Source organism: Salipiger sp. 1_MG-2023 (genome assembly GCF_030547555.1).
Lineage (GTDB): Bacteria > Pseudomonadota > Alphaproteobacteria > Rhodobacterales > Rhodobacteraceae > Salipiger.
On sequence record NZ_JAUOQN010000001.1, the window covers coordinates 17,274 to 34,084 of the forward strand.

Annotated in this window: 14 protein-coding genes; 12 read left to right on the forward strand and 2 right to left on the reverse strand. The window is 66.5% G+C overall.

All coding sequences use genetic code 11. The features are described 5' to 3' along the window. Positions 1-9 precede the first annotated feature (9 nt). The 10 genes from Q4543_RS00075 to Q4543_RS00120 all read left to right on the forward strand — a co-directional run bounded on the left by Q4543_RS00075 (position 10) and on the right by Q4543_RS00120 (position 9,924). Entirely contained in the window at positions 10-1,428 is a 1,419-nt protein-coding gene (locus Q4543_RS00075) for a 6-hydroxynicotinate reductase (RefSeq protein ID WP_303435881.1), read from the forward strand. Next, positions 1,425-2,288, forward strand: a complete 864-nt coding sequence (locus Q4543_RS00080) for a UPF0280 family protein (RefSeq protein WP_303435699.1) — start codon at positions 1,425-1,427, stop codon at positions 2,286-2,288. Before Q4543_RS00075 ends, Q4543_RS00080 begins: the two co-directional genes overlap by 4 nt. Beyond that, positions 2,281-2,865, forward strand: coding sequence for an amino acid synthesis family protein (locus Q4543_RS00085; RefSeq protein ID WP_303435700.1), 585 nt, complete (start codon positions 2,281-2,283; stop codon positions 2,863-2,865). The genes Q4543_RS00080 and Q4543_RS00085 overlap by 8 nt, the downstream gene beginning before the upstream one ends. After that, on the forward strand, positions 2,862-3,434 hold the full coding sequence (locus Q4543_RS00090; RefSeq protein WP_303435701.1) for an amino acid synthesis family protein: 573 nt from the start codon (positions 2,862-2,864) through the stop codon (positions 3,432-3,434). The genes Q4543_RS00085 and Q4543_RS00090 overlap by 4 nt, the downstream gene beginning before the upstream one ends. A 17-nt stretch (positions 3,435-3,451) precedes the next feature. After that, positions 3,452-4,522: an aromatic ring-hydroxylating dioxygenase subunit alpha gene (locus Q4543_RS00095; RefSeq protein ID WP_303435702.1), complete on the forward strand. Its 1,071-nt coding sequence runs from the start codon at positions 3,452-3,454 to the stop codon at positions 4,520-4,522. Between the two features lie 58 nt (positions 4,523-4,580). Continuing rightward, positions 4,581-5,786 (forward strand): ABC transporter substrate-binding protein, encoded by a 1,206-nt coding sequence (locus Q4543_RS00100; RefSeq protein WP_216004296.1) that lies wholly within the window; start codon positions 4,581-4,583, stop codon positions 5,784-5,786. Positions 5,787-5,956: 170 nt separating this feature from the next. Then, the gene (locus tag Q4543_RS00105; protein WP_303435703.1) at positions 5,957-7,816 is read left to right on the forward strand and encodes an ABC transporter permease; all 1,860 of its coding nucleotides are present in this window, start codon (positions 5,957-5,959) and stop codon (positions 7,814-7,816) included. Then, entirely contained in the window at positions 7,813-8,583 is a 771-nt protein-coding gene (locus tag Q4543_RS00110; RefSeq protein ID WP_303435704.1) for an ABC transporter ATP-binding protein, read from the forward strand. The genes Q4543_RS00105 and Q4543_RS00110 overlap by 4 nt, the downstream gene beginning before the upstream one ends. Continuing rightward, positions 8,576-9,277: an ABC transporter ATP-binding protein gene (locus tag Q4543_RS00115; protein WP_303435705.1), complete on the forward strand. Its 702-nt coding sequence runs from the start codon at positions 8,576-8,578 to the stop codon at positions 9,275-9,277. The genes Q4543_RS00110 and Q4543_RS00115 overlap by 8 nt, the downstream gene beginning before the upstream one ends. 200 nt (positions 9,278-9,477) lie before the next feature. Continuing rightward, positions 9,478-9,924: a MarR family winged helix-turn-helix transcriptional regulator gene (locus Q4543_RS00120; protein WP_303435706.1), complete on the forward strand. Its 447-nt coding sequence runs from the start codon at positions 9,478-9,480 to the stop codon at positions 9,922-9,924. Between the two features lie 68 nt (positions 9,925-9,992). Here the strand turns inward: Q4543_RS00120 and Q4543_RS00125 are convergent, their stop codons facing one another. Next, positions 9,993-10,691, reverse strand: coding sequence for an SIMPL domain-containing protein (locus Q4543_RS00125; RefSeq protein ID WP_303435707.1), 699 nt, complete (start codon positions 10,689-10,691; stop codon positions 9,993-9,995). Positions 10,692-10,838: 147 nt separating this feature from the next. Between Q4543_RS00125 and Q4543_RS00130 the strand changes: the two genes are divergently transcribed. Next, positions 10,839-13,577 (forward strand): hypothetical protein, encoded by a 2,739-nt coding sequence (locus Q4543_RS00130; protein WP_303435708.1) that lies wholly within the window; start codon positions 10,839-10,841, stop codon positions 13,575-13,577. Positions 13,578-13,591: 14 nt separating this feature from the next. On the opposite strand, the gene Q4543_RS00135 is transcribed toward Q4543_RS00130, so the two are convergent. Beyond that, positions 13,592-16,039 (reverse strand): ATP-dependent helicase, encoded by a 2,448-nt coding sequence (locus tag Q4543_RS00135; protein ID WP_216004289.1) that lies wholly within the window; start codon positions 16,037-16,039, stop codon positions 13,592-13,594. A 429-nt stretch (positions 16,040-16,468) separates the two neighbouring features. Between Q4543_RS00135 and Q4543_RS00140 the strand changes: the two genes are divergently transcribed. After that, a complete protein-coding gene (locus Q4543_RS00140) occupies positions 16,469-16,696 on the forward strand; it encodes a hypothetical protein (protein WP_303435709.1) in 228 nt (75 codons plus the stop codon). The last annotated feature ends 115 nt before the right edge of the window (positions 16,697-16,811 follow it).

Here is a 16,811-nt window from a genome sequence, read left to right on the forward strand (position 1 = left end):
TGCCCGGTCATGTGCTACATCGCCGAGGGTCGCGCTGGCGCTTGCGATCGCTATGCCAACGAGGGCGGCGCGCTGGTGCGGCTTGATCCGCTGACCATCCTGTCGAACACGGATGTGCCGGTTGTGCCGTTTCTCGATCGTGAATGGGACGGCGAGATCGTCAGCGGCGAGGACAGCTTCATCACCGCCGTGGGCAGCGGCACGACCTACCCCGATTACAAGCCCGCGCCCTTCATCGTCGCCTCGACCGCGGCCGATACCGACATGATCACCGTGGTGACCGAAGGCATCTTTTCCTATTGCGGTGCCAAGGTGAAGATCGACACCGACCGCCATCTTGGCAATGAATGCGCCCCGGTGCGCAGCGATGGCGAGATCATCGGCCATGTGACCACCTCGGAATACGGCTCGCAGATGCTCTCGCTCGGGGGGGTGCATCACCTCACTGGCGGGTCCAAGAAGGAAGGGCGCGCCACCTGCGCCGCGCTGCTGGCGCTGTGCAACGGCGAAGAGGTGCCGCTGACCATCGATCAGGGCGCCGAGCTGCAGATCGCCGCCGGGCAGGCCCCCATCGTCAATGGCTTGCGCGAAGAACGCATGCGCGTCGGCTGCGGGTCGGCCACGGTGGGCATGTTCGCAGCGCAGTGGAAGGGGCTGGTCGACGAGGTCGTGGTGGTCGACGATCACATCACTGGCGTCATGTCCGAACATCAGGCTGGCAAGGTCATCGGCTGGGCCCCGACGGGCATCAAGATCAAGGGCCGCCGGTCCACCCCGGGCCGCTACTTTCAGGTCGCCGAGCCGGGCACCGGCTGGGGCGGCACCGACCTGACCGACCCGCTGGACATCCTTGATACGTTCAAGCCGCAGGCGTGGCCGGGGCTGTCGATCCTGATGGTGTCGACCACTGGCGAGCACGCCGCCTATTACGAACTGGATGACGCGCTTGTCCCCGTGCAGAAGGACATGCCCGAGCGGCTGCTGCCCTCGGTCGCGCGGATCGAGGAAAACTGCGAGCCGTCGCTGACCTCGGTGCTGTTCATGGCGGGGGCTGGCGGCTCGCTACGCTCGGGCGTGACGGAAAACCCGGTGTCGCTGACCCGTTCCGTGCAATCGCGGCTGACCCGCGTCACCTGCGGCGGCGCCCCGGTGATGATGTGGCCGGGCGGCGGCATCACCTATATGGCCGACGTGACGCAGATGCCCAAGAATGCCTTTGGCTACGTGCCGACCCCGGCGCTGGTCGCGCCCATCGAATTCACCATGACCCGCGACGATTATCAGGCGCTTGGCGGCCATATGGATTATGTCATGCCGCTCGAAGAGGCGCTGCAGGGCATGACGGGTCGGCAATCGGATCATCGCCTGTCGGGCCGCCGCGGCGAGGCGCGCAAGCCCGGCGCACCCTGGCCCGTGGGTCCGAAATGAGCTTTCTCGAGCGCCCCCAAATGCAATTGGCCAGCGGTGGCCGGATGCGCCTGACCCATGGGCCGATCGACGTGATCGTCACCGCAGAAGGCCCGGCAGAGGCGATGGACAAGGCGCTGATGCGCGCCCGCGATGGCTTTGCGCCGATCCTGACCGAGCTGAGCGCCGAACTGCCCCGCCTGCGCGCCCCCACTGGCCCTGCGCCGAAAGGCATCGTGGCGCGCCGGATGCAAAGCGCCGCCGATCTTTTCGCCCCGGCGTTTGTGACACCGATGGCGGCAGTGGCAGGCTCGGTTGCCGATCATCTGCTGGCCGCAATGCTGACGCCCGGCCACGGGCTGACCCGCGCCCATGTCAACAACGGCGGTGACATCGCGCTGTATACCCGCGCCGCGCCGCTGCGCCTTGCGATCTGCGAAGACCCGGTGACCCGTGCCCCCGGCGCCCGCGCGCTGATCGGCCCGCAGGATGGCATCGGCGGCGTCGCCACCAGCGGCTGGCGCGGACGCTCGCATTCGCGGGGCATCGCCGACGCCGTCACCGTGCTGGCCCGCGACGCAGCGCTGGCCGATGTGGCCGCCACTCTGATCGCCAATGCGGTGGATCTGCCCGACCATCCCGCCGTGACGCGGCAACGCGCCTGCGATCTGGCCCCCGACAGCGATCTTGGCCCGCGCCTTGTCACCACCGATGTCGGCCCGCTGACGCCGGATGACATCACCACCGCCCTTGGCGCCGGGCGCGCGCTGGCGCAGGATTACATCGCCTCCGGGCTGATCCGCGCCGCCTGCCTCGCGCTGGCCGGAACCCGCATCGCCCTTGGGCAACAGATTGAAACAAAGGAACTCCGCAATGCCTGAGGTCAAGGTCCGCAAGACCCTCGTACAGGTCGAAACCATCTATCACGAGGGCGGCCCCGCCCCGCAAACCCCGGCCAAGCGCGCCGCCGCCATGGCGGTGATCGAAAACCCCTACGCCGGGGATTACGTCGAAGACATCACGCCCTTCATGAAGGATCTCGAACCGCTGGGCGCTGAAATGGCGCAGATGTGCATCGATGCGCTTGGCGGCGATGCGAGCATCGTCGAAGGCTACGGCAAGGGCGCCATCACCGGCGTCAACGGCGAGATCGAACATGGCGCGCTGTGGCACGTGCCCGGCGGCTACGCCATGCGCGACAGCATCGAGAAAAGCCTCGCCATAGTGCCCTCGACCAAGAAGGTCGGCGCGGCGGGCACACGGATCGACATCCCGGTGACCCACACCAACGCATCCTACGTGCGCACCCATTACGACGCCATCGAGGTCGGCATCCCCGACGCCCCCCGCCCCAATGAAATCCTGCTGGTGCTGGTGATGACCACCGGCGGGCGCATCCACGCCCGCATCGGCGGGCTGACCAAGGACGCGATCAAGGGCGAGGACGGGCTCCGTTGAAGCTGCGCAAGCTCGTCACCCAGGTCGAAGAGGTCCGCAGCGAGATGGGCCACCCCGTCCAGCCTCCAGCCCGCCGGGCGCTGGCGGCGGCGGTGATCGCCAACCCGTTTGCCGGGGCGTTCACCGATGACCTGTCAGAGCTGATCGAGATGGGCGAGGCGCTTGGCGAACTGCTTGGGACCGAAGCGCTGGCCGCGCTTGGCGGCGCGCCCATCGAAGGCTACGGCAAGGCCGCGCTGGTGGGTGAAAACGGCGAACTGGAACACGCCGCCGCGCTGTTGCACCCGAAACTCGGCGCGCCGCTGCGCGCCGTGATCGGCGGTGGCAAGGCGCTGGTGCCCTCCTCCAAAGCCATCGGGCGCGCCGGCGAAATCCTCGACGTGCCGCTCGGCCACAAGGATGCCGCTTATGTGCGCAGCCATTTCGACGCCATGCGCATCCGCATCAACGACGCCCCGCGCCCCGGCGAAATCGTCGTTGCGGTGGCGCTGCAACAACATGGCCGCCCGCAGCCCCGCGTCGGCGGGCTGACACAGGACCAGATCACCGGCGCCGACGGTCTGCGCTAACCCAAGGAGACGGACACATGACGCAATTCGTAAGAAACGCCTGGTATGTCGCCGCATGGTCGACGGAAATCGACGACGACCTGCGCCGATTTACCATCCTTGGCGATCATGTCGTGATGTTCCGCAAATCCGATGGCACCGTGGCCGCGCTGGACGACCGCTGCCCGCACCGCCTGCTGCCGCTGTCCAAAGGCAAGCGCGTCGGCGATACGGTGCAATGCGGCTACCACGGGCTGACCTTCGATTGCTCGGGCGCCTGTGTGCGGGTACCGGGGCAGACCAACCTGCCCAAATCCGCCTTTGTCGATGCCTTCCCCATCGTGGAAAAGCACGGCATCGTCTGGATCTGGATGGGCGATCCGGACAAGGCCGACCCGGCAAAGATCTTCGACATGCCCGAATTCAGCGATCCGAACTGGGCGGTGCACCACGGCGATGCGCTGCATCTGGAATCGCATTACCTCAACGTTGCGGAAAACCTTGTCGACCCGGCGCATGTCAGCTTTGTCCACCCGACCACGCTGGGCAACGCCGCATCGGAAAACGTCCCCGTGCATGTGCAGACCGAAGGCGAGGCCATCGTCGCCTGGCGCTGGATCCGCGACGGCGAGCCCATCGGGTTTTTCAAGGCGTTTGGCGGGTTCACCGGCAATGTCGACCGCTGGCATTACTATTATCTTTACACCCCCTGCACCGCCGTCATCGACTTCGGCTCGATCGAGACCGAAAAGCAGTGCCGCGAAGAAGACCGCAATCAGGGCGTGCGCATCTTTGCGCTGCATTTCATCACACCGGTCACCGAGACCCACAGCATCGACCGCTGGATGCACATCCGCAACGCCGCCATCGACGATGACGAGGCCGCTGAGCGCATGGACGCGATGTTCCGCACCGCCTTCGCCGAGGACAAGGCCATCCTCGAAGCGGTTCAGGCCGAAGAGCTGCGCCCGCAAAAACGCCGCCCCCTGCGCATCGCCATCGACAAAGGGCCACTTGTCTATCGCAAGCGGATCAACGACCTTCTGGAACTGGAAAGGACCGAGGATATCGCCTCCGACCCTTCTCCAGCATTTGTTTACCACGATTAACCGGCAGAAAAGACCGGGCATCAAGGGCCAACGCGCCCACCCAACAGAGAGAAACCGCATGACCCTCATCAGACGCACCGTGCTTGGCATGATCGCCGCCACAGCCCTCGCCCCCGCCGCCATGGCGCAAGACACCATCAAGGTCGGCGAGATCAACCACTACAAGCGCATGGCCGCCTTCGCCGAACCCTATAAAAAGGGCATCGAACTGGCGCTGAGCGAAATCAACGCAGACGGCGGTGTGCTGGGCAAGCCGCTGGAATTCGTGTTCCGCGACGATCAGGGCGACCCTGCCGAAGCGGTCAAGATCGCCGAAGAGCTGATGACCCGCGAAGGCGCGGTGATGTTCACCGGCACCATCCTGAGCCACGTCGGCCTCGCACTGTCGTCCTTTGCTGCCGAAAAGGGCTATCTCTACCTCGCGTCCGAACCGCTGGCCGACAGCCTCGTGTGGAATTCGGGCAACCCCTGGACCTTCCGCCTGCGCGCCTCGACCTGGGTGCAGGCCGCGATGCTCGCCGAAGAGGCTGCCAAGACCGACGCCATCACCTATGCCACCATCGCGCCGAACTACGCCTATGGGCAGGACGCGGTGAATGCGTTCAAGGAAAACCTGCAACGGCTCAAGCCCGAGGTTGAATTCGTCGCCGAACAATGGCCCGCTCTGTTCAACATCGACGCCGGCGCCGAAGTGCAGGCCATCGAACGCGCCAAGCCCGACGCCATCTACAACGTCACTTTCGGCTCCGACCTTGCCAAGCTGGTGCGCGAAGGCGGCGATCGCGGCCTGTTCGACGGGCGCTCGGTCTACGGCCTGCTGACGGGTGAGCCTGAATACCTCGAACCGCTGGGCGACGAGGCCCCCGAAGGCTGGTACGTCACCGGCTTCCCTTGGTATGCCTTTGACGAGGGCACCCCCGCAGGCACCTTCGTCGCCGCCTATGAGGCCGCCACCGGCGAAACCCCCAAGATCGGCAGCCTCGTCGGCTACATGACCGCCCAATCCATCGCCGCCGCGATCAACACGGCCGGCAGCACCGACGGCGACGCCATCCGTCAGGCCTTCGAAGACCTCACCGTCGATGACACCCCCATCGGTGCGCTCACCTATCGCGCCATCGACAACCAGTCGACGCTGGGCGCCTGGGTCGGAACGACGGCTGTCGAAGATGGCAAGGGCGTGATGGTCGACTGGGAATACAAGGACCCGGCCCCCTACATGCCCAGCGACGAAGACATCACCGCGATGCGCCCCGCCGAATAAGCGCATCCGGGGGCGCCCCAGGCGCGGCGCCCCCCTTCATCTTGCCAGTTAAACTCCGGGGGAAATTCGCGCGGCACGCGCGAAGGGGGGGCAGCGCCCCCGGCCTGCGCCGTCCACGCGCGCGGCCTTTCCCCCGAATACCCCGCCGCACAAGGACACTTCCCCGGACCATGGCCTTTTTCCTCGCCCAGTTCCTGACCGGTCTCGCCAATGCGGCGGCCCTGTTTCTCGTCGCCTCCGGGCTGTCGCTGATCTTCGGCGTCACGCGGATCGTCAACTTCGCCCACGGCAGCTTTTACATGCTCGGGGCCTTCATCGGCATCACGCTGATGGATATCCTGTCCGGCCATGTCGGCTTCTGGGGCGCAATCCTGCTGACCGGGCTTGCGGTCGGGGTGATTGGCGCGCTGACCGAGATGATCGTTCTGCGCCCGATCTACCGCGCGCCCGAGCTGTTCCAGCTGGTCGCCACCTTCGGTGTGATCCTCGTCATTCAGGATCTGGCGCTGATGATCTGGGGCGCCGAAGACAAGCTTGGCCCCCGCGCCCCCGGCCTGCGCGGCGTCTGGCGCATTTTTGGCGAGCCGGTGCCGAAATACGACATCGTGCTGATCGCCATCACCCCCTTCATCCTGTTTGCGCTGTGGTACCTCATCACCAAGACCCGGCTTGGCATCCTCGTGCGCGCCGCGACGCAAGACCGCGAGATGGTCGGCGCGCTTGGCGTCAATCAGGCGTGGCTGTTCACCGGCGTCTTTGCCCTCGGCTCGGCGCTGGCGGGCCTTGGCGGCGCGCTGCAACTGCCCAAGGGCGGCGCCGACCTGCTGATGGATTTCAACATCATCGGCGAGGTCTTCGTGGTCGTCGTCATCGGCGGCATGGGCAGCCTGCCCGGTGCCTTCATCGCCGCCGTGCTGATCTCGGTGCTTAACGTCTTTGGTGTCACCTACCTGCCGCAATCGACGCTGGTGCTGATGTATGTGGTCATGGCCATCGTGCTGATCATCCGCCCCTGGGGCATCCTCGGGCGCGAGGAAGCCGCCGGCGAGCACGGTCAGGTCGGCAGCCCCGAGCGCCCGATCCGCCCCTATGGCCCCAAGGGCATCGCGCTGACCTCTGCCTTCGTGCTGGCCTTGGCGCTGGTGCCGCTGTTCGCCGAACAATTCGTGCTGACGCTGATCGTCGACATGATCGTCTTTGCGCTGTTCGCCGCCAGCCTGCATTTCATTCTCGGCACCGGCGGGCTTGTCAGCTTCGGCCATGCCGCCTTTTTCGGAGGCGGGGCCTATGCCGCCGCCCTGCTGGTGTTCCATACCGGCACCCCGATGGAACTGGCCTTCCTGTTCGCCCCCCTCGCCGCCGGGCTGCTGGCGCTGGCCATCGGCTGGTTCTGCATCCGGCTGTCGGGGGTCTATTTCGCCATGCTGACGCTGGCGTTCTCGCAGCTGGTCTGGAGCCTCGCCTTCCAATGGCGCGACGTGACGCGCGGCGATGACGGGCTGGTCAACATCTGGCCCGCCGAATGGCTGAATGCCCCGGCGCCGTTCTATTACTTCACCCTGATCCTTGGCACCGGCGGCATCATCTTCCTGCGCCATGTCATCCATTCGCCCTTTGGCTATGCCCTGCGCGCCGGCCGCGACAGCCCGCGTCAGGCCGAGGCCATGGGCATCGACGTCAAGCGCGTGCAATACGCCGCCTTCTGCCTTGCAGGCATCATGGCGGGCCTTGCCGGGGGGATCTTTGTCTTCTCCAAGGGCTCGGTCTTCCCGACTGTGCTGGAAATCGGCGAAAGCTTCGATGCGCTGATCGTGGTCTTCCTTGGCGGCGTGAAAACCCTTGCGGGCGGGGTTGTCGGCGCGGGCTTCATGACCGGCGTCGAAGACTGGCTGACCCGCCTTGAATACTGGCGCCTGCTGCTGGGTCTCGTGATCATCTCGGTGGTGATCCTGATGCCCGAAGGCATCGTGGGCACCCTGTCGACCCTCTGGCGCAAGATCCGCCACACCGACGAGGAAACCATCCGATGACCGAGATCCTGCGCGTCGAAAACCTCAAGAAAAGCTACGATGGCTTCGTTGCCGTGGGCGGCGTCACTTTCAGCGTCAAACAGGGCGAGCTCAAGGCCCTGATCGGCCCCAACGGCGCGGGCAAATCCACCTGCTTCAACATGCTGATGGGCCAGCTCAAACCCACCGAAGGCCGGGTGTTCTTCGACGGCAAAGACATCACCGGTCACAAGCCCCGCGACATCTGGCGCAAGGGCGTGGGGCGCACCTTCCAGATCACCGGCACCTACCAGTCGATGACGGTGATCGAAAACGTCCAGATGGCGCTGATGTCGCACCACCGGCGGATCTTTACCATCGGCCCGCGCGCCTGGAAACTCTACCGCGACGAGGCGATGGACCTGCTCGGCGTCGTCGCCATGCAGGATCAAGCCGACCGCCCCTGTTCGGTGCTGGCCTACGGCGATCTCAAACGGCTCGAACTGGCCATCGCGCTGTGCCACAAACCGCGCCTGTTGCTGATGGACGAGCCAACCGCCGGCATGGCCCCCTCGGCCCGGATCGAGCTGATGCAGCTGACCGCCGACATCGTGCGCGATCAGGGCGTCAGCGTGCTGTTCACCGAACACGACATGGACGTGGTCTTCGCCCATTCCCATCACATCATGGTGCTGAACCGGGGCGAGCTGATCGCCGATGGCAACGCCACCGAGGTGCGCAACAACCCGCAGGTGCAAGAGGTCTATCTTGGCGGCGGAACCCTCTTCAAGGAGGAAACCCATGCTTAGCGTCGAAGGCATCCACAGCTATTACGGCAAGGCTCACATCCTGTCGGACCTCAGCTTCGAGGTCCGCCGCGGCGAGGTCGTCGCGCTACTGGGCCGCAACGGCGCCGGCAAGTCGACCACGATGAAATCGGTGATGCAGCTGGTCAGGCCGCGCAAGGGCGGCGTGATCTTTCAGGGCCGCGAGCTGGTCGGCGAGCCCGCCTTTCGCGTCGCCAAATGCGGCATCGGCTACGTGCCCGAAGACCGGCGCATCTTTACCGACCTCACGGTGCTGGAAAACCTCGAAGTCGGCCGCCAGCCCGCCCGCAAAGACGCGCCGCACTGGACCACCGACCAGCTGTTCGAGATCTTCCCCAACCTCGATGAGCGCCGCGCCAACCGCGGCAAGCACATGTCGGGGGGCGAACAGCAGATGCTGACCATCGCCCGCACCCTGATGGGCAACCCGGCGCTGCTGCTGCTCGACGAGCCTTCCGAAGGCATCGCCCCGGTGATCGTCGAACAGATGGCCGCCACCATCCTGAAACTGAAAGCCCAAGGGCTGACGGTGATGATCTCGGAACAGAACCTGCATTTCGCCCGCGCCGTGGCCGACCGCGCCATCATCATCGAAGGCGGTGAAAAGAAGTTCGACGGCAGCTTCGCCGAGCTCGAAGCCCACCCCGAGATCCGCGATGCCTATCTGTCGGTCTGAGCCCCCAGCGCCAGCAACCCAAAAGCCGCGCCCGGTCTTCATCTTGCCGCATAAACTCCGGGGGGAGTCGCCCCTCAGGCGACGGGGGGCAGCGCCCCCCATGCCCCCGCGCAGACACGCGCCACAACAGATGCGCCGCCACCGTTGCCCTTGGCCGCGAATAGATCTAAGCCGCGCTCGCGCCATAGGAGACACCCCGTTTGAACGAGTACCCCAAAGCCCGCACCTCCGCCGATCACGGCTATCTTCTGGATGAGCAGATCGGCTTCCTGCTGCGCAAGGCCTACCAGCGCAATTCCACCATCTTCACCGAAAAGGTGCCGGGCAAGCTGACCCCAACCCAGTTTTCCGTGATGCATCGCCTCGCCGAAGACGGGCCGATGTCGCAGAACCGGCTTGGCCGCTCGGTGGCCATGGATGGCGCGACCACCAAGGGCGTGGTCGACCGGCTGATCCGGCGCGGCCTGCTCACCACCTCGGCAGACCCGGATGATCGCCGTCGCCACCTTGTCGCGCTCACCCTTGAGGGCATCGCGCTGATCGACGAGGCGACCGTCAAGGCCATCGAGGTCAGCGCCGAAACCCTCGCCCCCCTGCGCGAGCGCGAAAAGGAAACGCTGCTGCGCCTGCTGTCAAAGCTGGGCTAGCCCCGCCGCCGCGCCTCCCTCGCCCGCGCTCAGGCACACAGGCTTGGGAAACGCGGTGTGCCAGAAGCTCACTCGGGCGCCGCGTCGCCCAGGGCAAAGACCACCGTCACGCTGGCGCTCAGGCTCTGCTCGCCCGCCGCCACAGGGGCCGACATGACGCGCGCCATGTCCATCTTGGGCGAGGGCGCCTCATAGCTGCCACCCTCGGCGATGGTGACGATCGGCCCAAGCGTCACGCCCGCCGCCTCGGCCAGCACGCGCGCCCGCGCCATGGCATCGGCCACCGCGTTGCGCCGGGCGGCATCCATCACCGGCCCCGGCTCCTGTAGGCCAAAGCTCAGCCCGGCCAACCGGTTCGCCCCGCCCTCGGTCACCGAGGCCAGCACATCGCCCAGCGTGGCAAGGTCGCGCACCCGCACGGTCAGCTGGTTGCTCGCCTCATAGCCGGTGATGCGCGGATCTTCATTGTCGGACCGGGCCCAGACCGGCTGCAAACCAATATCCGAGGTCTGCCGGTCGCGCGCCGCGATGCCAAGCGCATCAAGCCGGGACAGGATCTCGGCCGCAACGCGCGAGGCCTCATCCATCGCAACGCCAGCTTCGGCGTTCTGCGCCGAGACGCCAAGCGACACCGTCGCCATGTCAGGCACCGCCGAAGCGCTGCCCTCGCCCGTCACTGTCAGGCGGGCCTGCTGTGCAAGCGCGGAAACCGGGGCCAGCGCCAGCGCGGCGGCAAGGCAAAGCGAAGCAGGGGCAAAGCGGATCATCTCAATCTCCCATGGGTCGTATACCTTGGGCAACATGTTCATGCGCTGCGCTGCGCACAACCCCGGTGGCATTGCTTTCTTCCGCTCGGCGGGCTGCTGCTGTATGATCTGCGAGGCCTCCCCATGATGACAGAGCAGTGATAAACAATGCGCATGGTACCGAACAACGCGCTTCTTATTTCATCTGATGGCATCGCCCTGCTGCGCCGCGACGAAGACGTCTGGCTCCGGCTGGGCGAGATGTCCTTTGCCGACGACGATCCGGGCGGCGCGCTGCAGGCGCTGAGCGCACGCGCCACCGGCCCGAACGGCACGCAGGTGCTGCTGATCCTGCCCGACGATCAGCTGCGCTATCTCGCGCTGCCCGATCCCGGCGATGACGCCAGCCGCGAGGCCGCCGTCAGCGCGGCGCTTGACGGCGCGACGCCCTATCCGGTCGACGAGCTGGTCTATGACTGGCTCATCGGCGCAAACGGCATTCAGGCCGCCGCCGTCGCGCGCGAGACCCTCGCCGAGGCGGAGGCCTTCATCGGCGCCCATGGGTTCACGCCCGTCGGGTTCTGCGCCGCGCCACAGACGCGCGATTTCCCCGGCATTCCGTTTTTCGGCAGCGCGCCGGGATGGACCGGGCCGCTGCCGCAGCGGCCGGACTGGCCCTTGCGCATCACCGATGCACCCCCACCCGGTCTGGAACAGGGGCCGCCTGCGGCTCAGGATGTGCCCGATCTCGGTCAGTCCGACGACGCTGTTGCCGACCCGCTGCCCAAAGCCGCCGAGCCCGAGTCCGGCGCACCGCTGCCGGTGATGCAGCCCGAGGCTATGGACGCGCCGACGCCCCTGCCTGACCCTGGACCTCCCCCTGCCTTTCTGGCCACCCCCAGTCCGACCCCGCCCAGTCCGACCCCGCCCAATCCGACCGCGCCTGCCCCCGAACCTGAACCTGAACCTGAACCTGAACCCGGCGTGGAACCAGCGCCGGCCAGCTTCAAGACCGGCATCTTCGGTCCCGGAGGCGAGGCACGCGCAACGTCGCTTGCCCCCCTGCCAGAGCCTGCCCAGAGCCCCATGCGCCCCGACCCGGCCCGCAGCGCCGATGCCGGGCCCGACGCCGCGCGCTTCAGCAGCATGCGCGCCAGCCGCGCCTTGCCAGAGGGCAGCAAGCCCGTACAGACCCAGAGTGCGCCACCAGCACTCACCACTGCCGCCCCATCGCCAAAGCCTGCCGAACCGGCAACGCCAACACCGGCGCCGGGCGTCTTGACCCCTGCGCGCGCCAAGCGTCAGGATGGGGGCGCCGCACCGAGCCAAGGCGGAGCGGCCAAGCCAAAGCCCGCTCCAGCGGCGCGGCAGAGCGCGCCGCCCCACACGGCCCCGCCAAAGATCGGGCCGAAGGCGGCGCCGGTCGATGCCACTCCGGTTGCCCCGGTCGAGGCCCAAGCACCCCGCCCCGGCTTCCCCATTCGCCAGCCCCTGCGCGAGAGCAAGCCCACGCAAATCAAAGACCCCGGCGAAGCGCCTCCGCCGTTGCAGGCCGCGATGGCAGGCCCTGTCGATCTCGAAGACGAACGTCGCCGCATGACCGTTTTCGGGGCGCGGCGCGGTGAGGATATCGGCGGCAAGCCCCGCTTTCTCGGGCTGATGCTGACCTTGGTGCTGCTGCTGTTCCTTTTGGGCGTCGCGGCATGGGCGGCGGTGTTCCTCGAAGAGGAACTGTCACGCTTCTTTGGTACCGGAGACGAAGCGAGCGAGATTGCCGCGACCCCACCCCCCGAGCCCGCCGCTGCGCCCGAGATCACCGCGCCGCTGCCACCCGCGCCAGCGGTCGAACCCGACGTGGTCGCCGTTGCCGTGCCCGAGCCCGCCGGAATTGCCCCGTCGCCCGAAGAGGCCGCGACCAGCTATGCCGCCACCGGCATCTGGCAACGCTCGCCCTCCGCGCCGCCCGAGGCGACGCCGGACACGCTCGACGATGTCTATGTCACCTCGGTTGATCCCAAGGTCGAGAAATCCGACGCGGTCGCGCTGCCCCCCGCGGCGCAGGCCGAAGACACCCCGCAGCCGATGCTGCTGCCACCGGGGCCGCAGGTGCGCTTTGACCTCGACGAGCGCGGGTTGGTGCGGGCGACGCCCGAAGGCGCGGTGTCCCCCGATGGCGTGCGCGTCTTTACCGGCCCGCCGCCGCAGGTGCCGCCGCCACGCCCCACGCAAGCCGGGGAACAGGCTGAGGCGACGCCCCCTAATGCAACGGACGGCCCTGCCGCCGATCCCGAGCTTGAAGCGCGCCGCCCCAGCGCACGCCCCGGCGATCTGATCGAGCAAAGCGAACGGGCAACGCAGGCCGGGTTCTCGGTGGCGGAGCTGGGCGGCAAGCGCCCGGTGTTGCGCCCGCAAACCGTGCAGCCCCCTGTCACCGCCGCAATCGCCGAGGCGCTGGACGCACCGGAACCCGCGCCCGAGCAAGCCGCGCTTGCTGAACCGGACGCCCCCGAGCAACCCACTGGCACCGATCTGGCGGTCGACCGCTCTGTCGGGCCCAAGCTGCGCCCCGGCAACATGGACAGCATCGTGCGCCGCGCCGAACCTGCGCCGGTTCAGACCGCATCGGCAGCAGCGGTGCGCCAGCCCGCGCCCAACATCCCGCAGAACGCCAATGTCGCCAGACAGGCGACGATCGAGAACCAGCTGAACCTGCGCGAAACCAGCCTGATCGGGGTCTTCGGCTCGTCCTCGAACCGGCGCGCTCTGGTGCGGCTGTCGAACGGACGGCTTCAGAACGTCAAGGTCGGTGACAGGCTGGACGGCGGGCGCGTCGCCGCCATCGGCGAGGCCGAATTGCAGCTGTCCAAGGGCGGACGCAATGTCGTGCTGCGGATGCCCAAAGGCTAAAACCCGCCCCCTTGTCAGAACGGCACGTCGTCCGATGCGTGCACGAAGCGCGCCACCACCTTCTTGGTCCCGGCTTTTTCGAACGCGATCTCCAGCTTGTCGCCCTCGATCCCGACGATCTCGCCATAGCCGAACTTCTGGTGGAACACCCTCTGCCCCATTTCGAACGCCGAGACCGCGGTCAGGTCGATCACCTGATGGCTGCTTTCGCGCGGCTGGCTGACCGGGCGCTGGGTTGAGCGCTGTTGCAGCCGCTTCCAGCCCGGAGAGTTGTAGACATTTGCCTCGGCGGCCTTGGTTTCCAGCCCCGAGCCCGCGCCATAAGGCGAGGCCGCGCCATAGGTGCCGCCGTACAGGCCCGGCGGGGTCAGCACCTCGACATGGGCTTCGGGCAGCTCGTCGATGAAGCGCGAGGGCAGCGCCGATTGCCATTGCCCGAACACCTGCCGGTTGCCCGCGAACGAGATCGTGCACAGCTCTTCGGCGCGGGTGATGCCGACATAGGCCAGCCGCCGCTCTTCCTCGAGCCCCTTGAGACCGCTTTCATCCATCGAGCGTTGCGAGGGGAACAGCCCATCCTCCCAGCCGGGCAGGAACACCGCCGGAAACTCCAGCCCCTTGGCGGCGTGCAGGGTCATGATGGATACTTTTTCACCCGCCTCGTCATTCTCATTATCCATGATCAAGGCGACATGTTCGAGAAATCCTTGCAGATTTTCGAACTGTTCCAGCGCCTTGACGAGCTCTTTCAGGTTTTCGAGCCGCCCCGGCGCTTCGGGCGTCTTGTCGTTTTGCCACATCGCGGTGTAGCCGGACTCGTCAAGGATGATTTCCGCCAGTTCCATGTGGGTCATGGTCGGCTTGCCGCGCAGGGCATCGTTCACCTCGATCGGCGCATCGTCTTCGATCACGTCGAACCCATCATCCGGCATCGGATCGCCAGCGCGGCGCAGCGGGCCAAGCATGGCCTCGCGCCAGCGGGCCAGCCCTTCGCACAGATGGCGCAGCTGGCCGCCGCCCTTGCCCTTGATGCGCCCCTCATCCACGGCAATGCGCGCACCGTCGATCAGCGACACGCCAAATTCGCGCGCCGTCTGCTGGATCAGCTGCTGCGCCTTGTCGCCAAGCCCGCGCTTGGGCGTATTGACGATGCGTTCGAAGGCCAGATCGTCGTCGGGCGACACCACCAGCCGGAAATAGGCCATGGCATCGCGAATCTCCATCCGCTCATAGAACCGGGGGCCGCCGATCACCCGATAGGGCAGACCGATGGTCAGGAACCGATCCTCGAAGGCGCGCATCTGGTGGCTGGCCCGCACCAGAATCGCCATGTCATCCAGCGAATAGGGTCGCAGGCCGCGCGTGCCCTTTTGCAGCGATTCGATCTCTTCGCCGGTCCAGCGGGCCTCGTCGACGCCATCCCAATGACCGATGAGCCGGACTTTTTCACCGCCCGCCGCCTCTGTCCACAGCTCCTTGCCAAGCCGCCCCTCGTTGCCGCGAATGACGCCGGAGGCGGCGGCAAGAATGTGCTCGGTCGAGCGGTAGTTCTGTTCCAGCCGCACCACATGCGCGCCGGGAAAATCCTTTTCGAACCGCAGAATGTTGCCGACCTCTGCGCCGCGCCAGCCATAGATCGACTGATCGTCATCGCCTACGCAGCAGACGTTGCGATGCTTGTTCGCCAGAAGCCGCAGCCAGAGATACTGCGCCACGTTGGTATCCTGATACTCGTCGACCAGAATATAGCGGAACCATTTCTGGTATTGTTCCAGCACGTCCGCATGTTGCTGAAAGATCGTCACCATGTGCAGCAGCAGGTCGCCAAAGTCGCAGGCGTTCAGCTCGCGCAGGCGGGCCTGATACCGGTCATACAGTTCGGTGCCACGGTTGTTATAGGCCGACGCCTCGGAGGCGGGCACCTTGGCCGGCACCCATGCGCGGTTTTTCCAACTGTCGATCAGCCCCGCCAGCTGACGGGCCGGCCATCGCTTTTCATCAATACCCGCTGCCGAAATCAGCTGTTTCAGCAGGCGGATCTGGTCGTCCGTGTCGAGAATTGTAAAGTTCGACTTCAGCCCGACCAGCTCGGCATGGCGCCGCAGCAGCTTGACGCAGATCGAATGGAAAGTGCCAAGCCACGGCATGCCCTCGATCTGCTGGCCGAGCATCCGGCCGACCCGGTTCTTCATCTCGCGCGCGGCCTTGTTGGTGAAGGTCACCGACAGGATCTCGTTCGGACGCGCCCGCCCGGTCATCAGCAGGTGCACGATGCGCGCGGTCAGCGCCTTGGTCTTGCCGGTCCCGGCCCCGGCCAGCATCAGCACCGGCCCGTCGAGCCGTTCGACCGCCTCGCGCTGCGCCGGGTTGAGATCGTCGAGATAGGGCATCGGCCGCGCGGCCATGGCGCGGGCGGACAGCGATGCGCCCTCGAAGGCGTCCATGTCATCGAATGTGCTCATGGCGGGTAATCTAGCGATCTGGCGCCCTGATGGGAAGAGACCGTTCCCCTTACGTTCGCAAGAAACCTGTGGACGGTTCAAAGCTGTGTGAAACTTGCGGAAAAACGGCGGCGCATCGGCCCGGGCCTGAGCCCGGATTTTAACGACCCGATAACACCTTGGGCGCAAACCGGGCATACTCTCTACAAGCGAAAGGTATGACAAATGTCCATGTCCGCGTTGGGCAGCGCAAGTGCTGGGCTTTACAGCGCCAGTGCCGTGTCCCTGTCCACCCCTCCCACCACCGAGGCCGCCGCCGAAGCGGGCGCCACCGGTGGCCAACCGCCCTCGGGCCCGCCGCCGGGAGGTGGGGCGCCGCCCTCAGGCCCGCCTCCGGGGGGATCCGCCGCAGCCAGTGGCGGGGTTGATGCCGAATCTCTGGTGGTTTCGTTGTTCGAAACCGATACCGAGAGCAGCAGCGACAGCACCTTGATCGACACCTACCCGGATGCCGATACCAATGACGACGGCACCGTCACCGACGCCGAACTGGCCGCCTATCAGGCCGCCCAGGCCGCAGACGCCAGTGCTGACGCCAACGCCGACGCGGCGGCCGAGATCGCCTCGGCCGCGGCCTCCTATACCCAGGCGCGCACCACGCTCAGCGCGCTTGACTGACCCGATTGCGGTGCCTGAATTTCCCTCTGGCGCCGCAAGCCCCGGCGGGTCCTGCGCCGTCATCCCATGGCGCAGGATATGCCCACGGCTGACCGTTGTTCGGCACGGCTATGCA

Excerpts from the sequence above, each read along its gene's own strand:
- Q4543_RS00105 (WP_303435703.1), top strand. The coding sequence starts at position 5,957 with ATGGCCTTTTTCCTCGCCCAGTTCCTGACCGGTCTCGCCAATGCGGCG.
- Q4543_RS00125 (WP_303435707.1), bottom strand. The coding sequence starts at position 10,691 with ATGATCCGCTTTGCCCCTGCTTCGCTTTGCCTTGCCGCCGCGCTGGCG.
- Q4543_RS00130 (WP_303435708.1), top strand. The coding sequence starts at position 10,839 with ATGCGCATGGTACCGAACAACGCGCTTCTTATTTCATCTGATGGCATC.
- Q4543_RS00135 (WP_216004289.1), bottom strand. The coding sequence starts at position 16,039 with ATGAGCACATTCGATGACATGGACGCCTTCGAGGGCGCATCGCTGTCC.
- Q4543_RS00085 (WP_303435700.1), top strand. The coding sequence starts at position 2,281 with ATGCCTGAGGTCAAGGTCCGCAAGACCCTCGTACAGGTCGAAACCATC.
- Q4543_RS00095 (WP_303435702.1), top strand. The coding sequence starts at position 3,452 with ATGACGCAATTCGTAAGAAACGCCTGGTATGTCGCCGCATGGTCGACG.
- Q4543_RS00115 (WP_303435705.1), top strand. The coding sequence starts at position 8,576 with ATGCTTAGCGTCGAAGGCATCCACAGCTATTACGGCAAGGCTCACATC.
- Q4543_RS00100 (WP_216004296.1), top strand. The coding sequence starts at position 4,581 with ATGACCCTCATCAGACGCACCGTGCTTGGCATGATCGCCGCCACAGCC.
- Q4543_RS00110 (WP_303435704.1), top strand. The coding sequence starts at position 7,813 with ATGACCGAGATCCTGCGCGTCGAAAACCTCAAGAAAAGCTACGATGGC.
- Q4543_RS00080 (WP_303435699.1), top strand. The coding sequence starts at position 1,425 with ATGAGCTTTCTCGAGCGCCCCCAAATGCAATTGGCCAGCGGTGGCCGG.
- Q4543_RS00075 (WP_303435881.1), top strand. The coding sequence starts at position 10 with ATGTGCTACATCGCCGAGGGTCGCGCTGGCGCTTGCGATCGCTATGCC.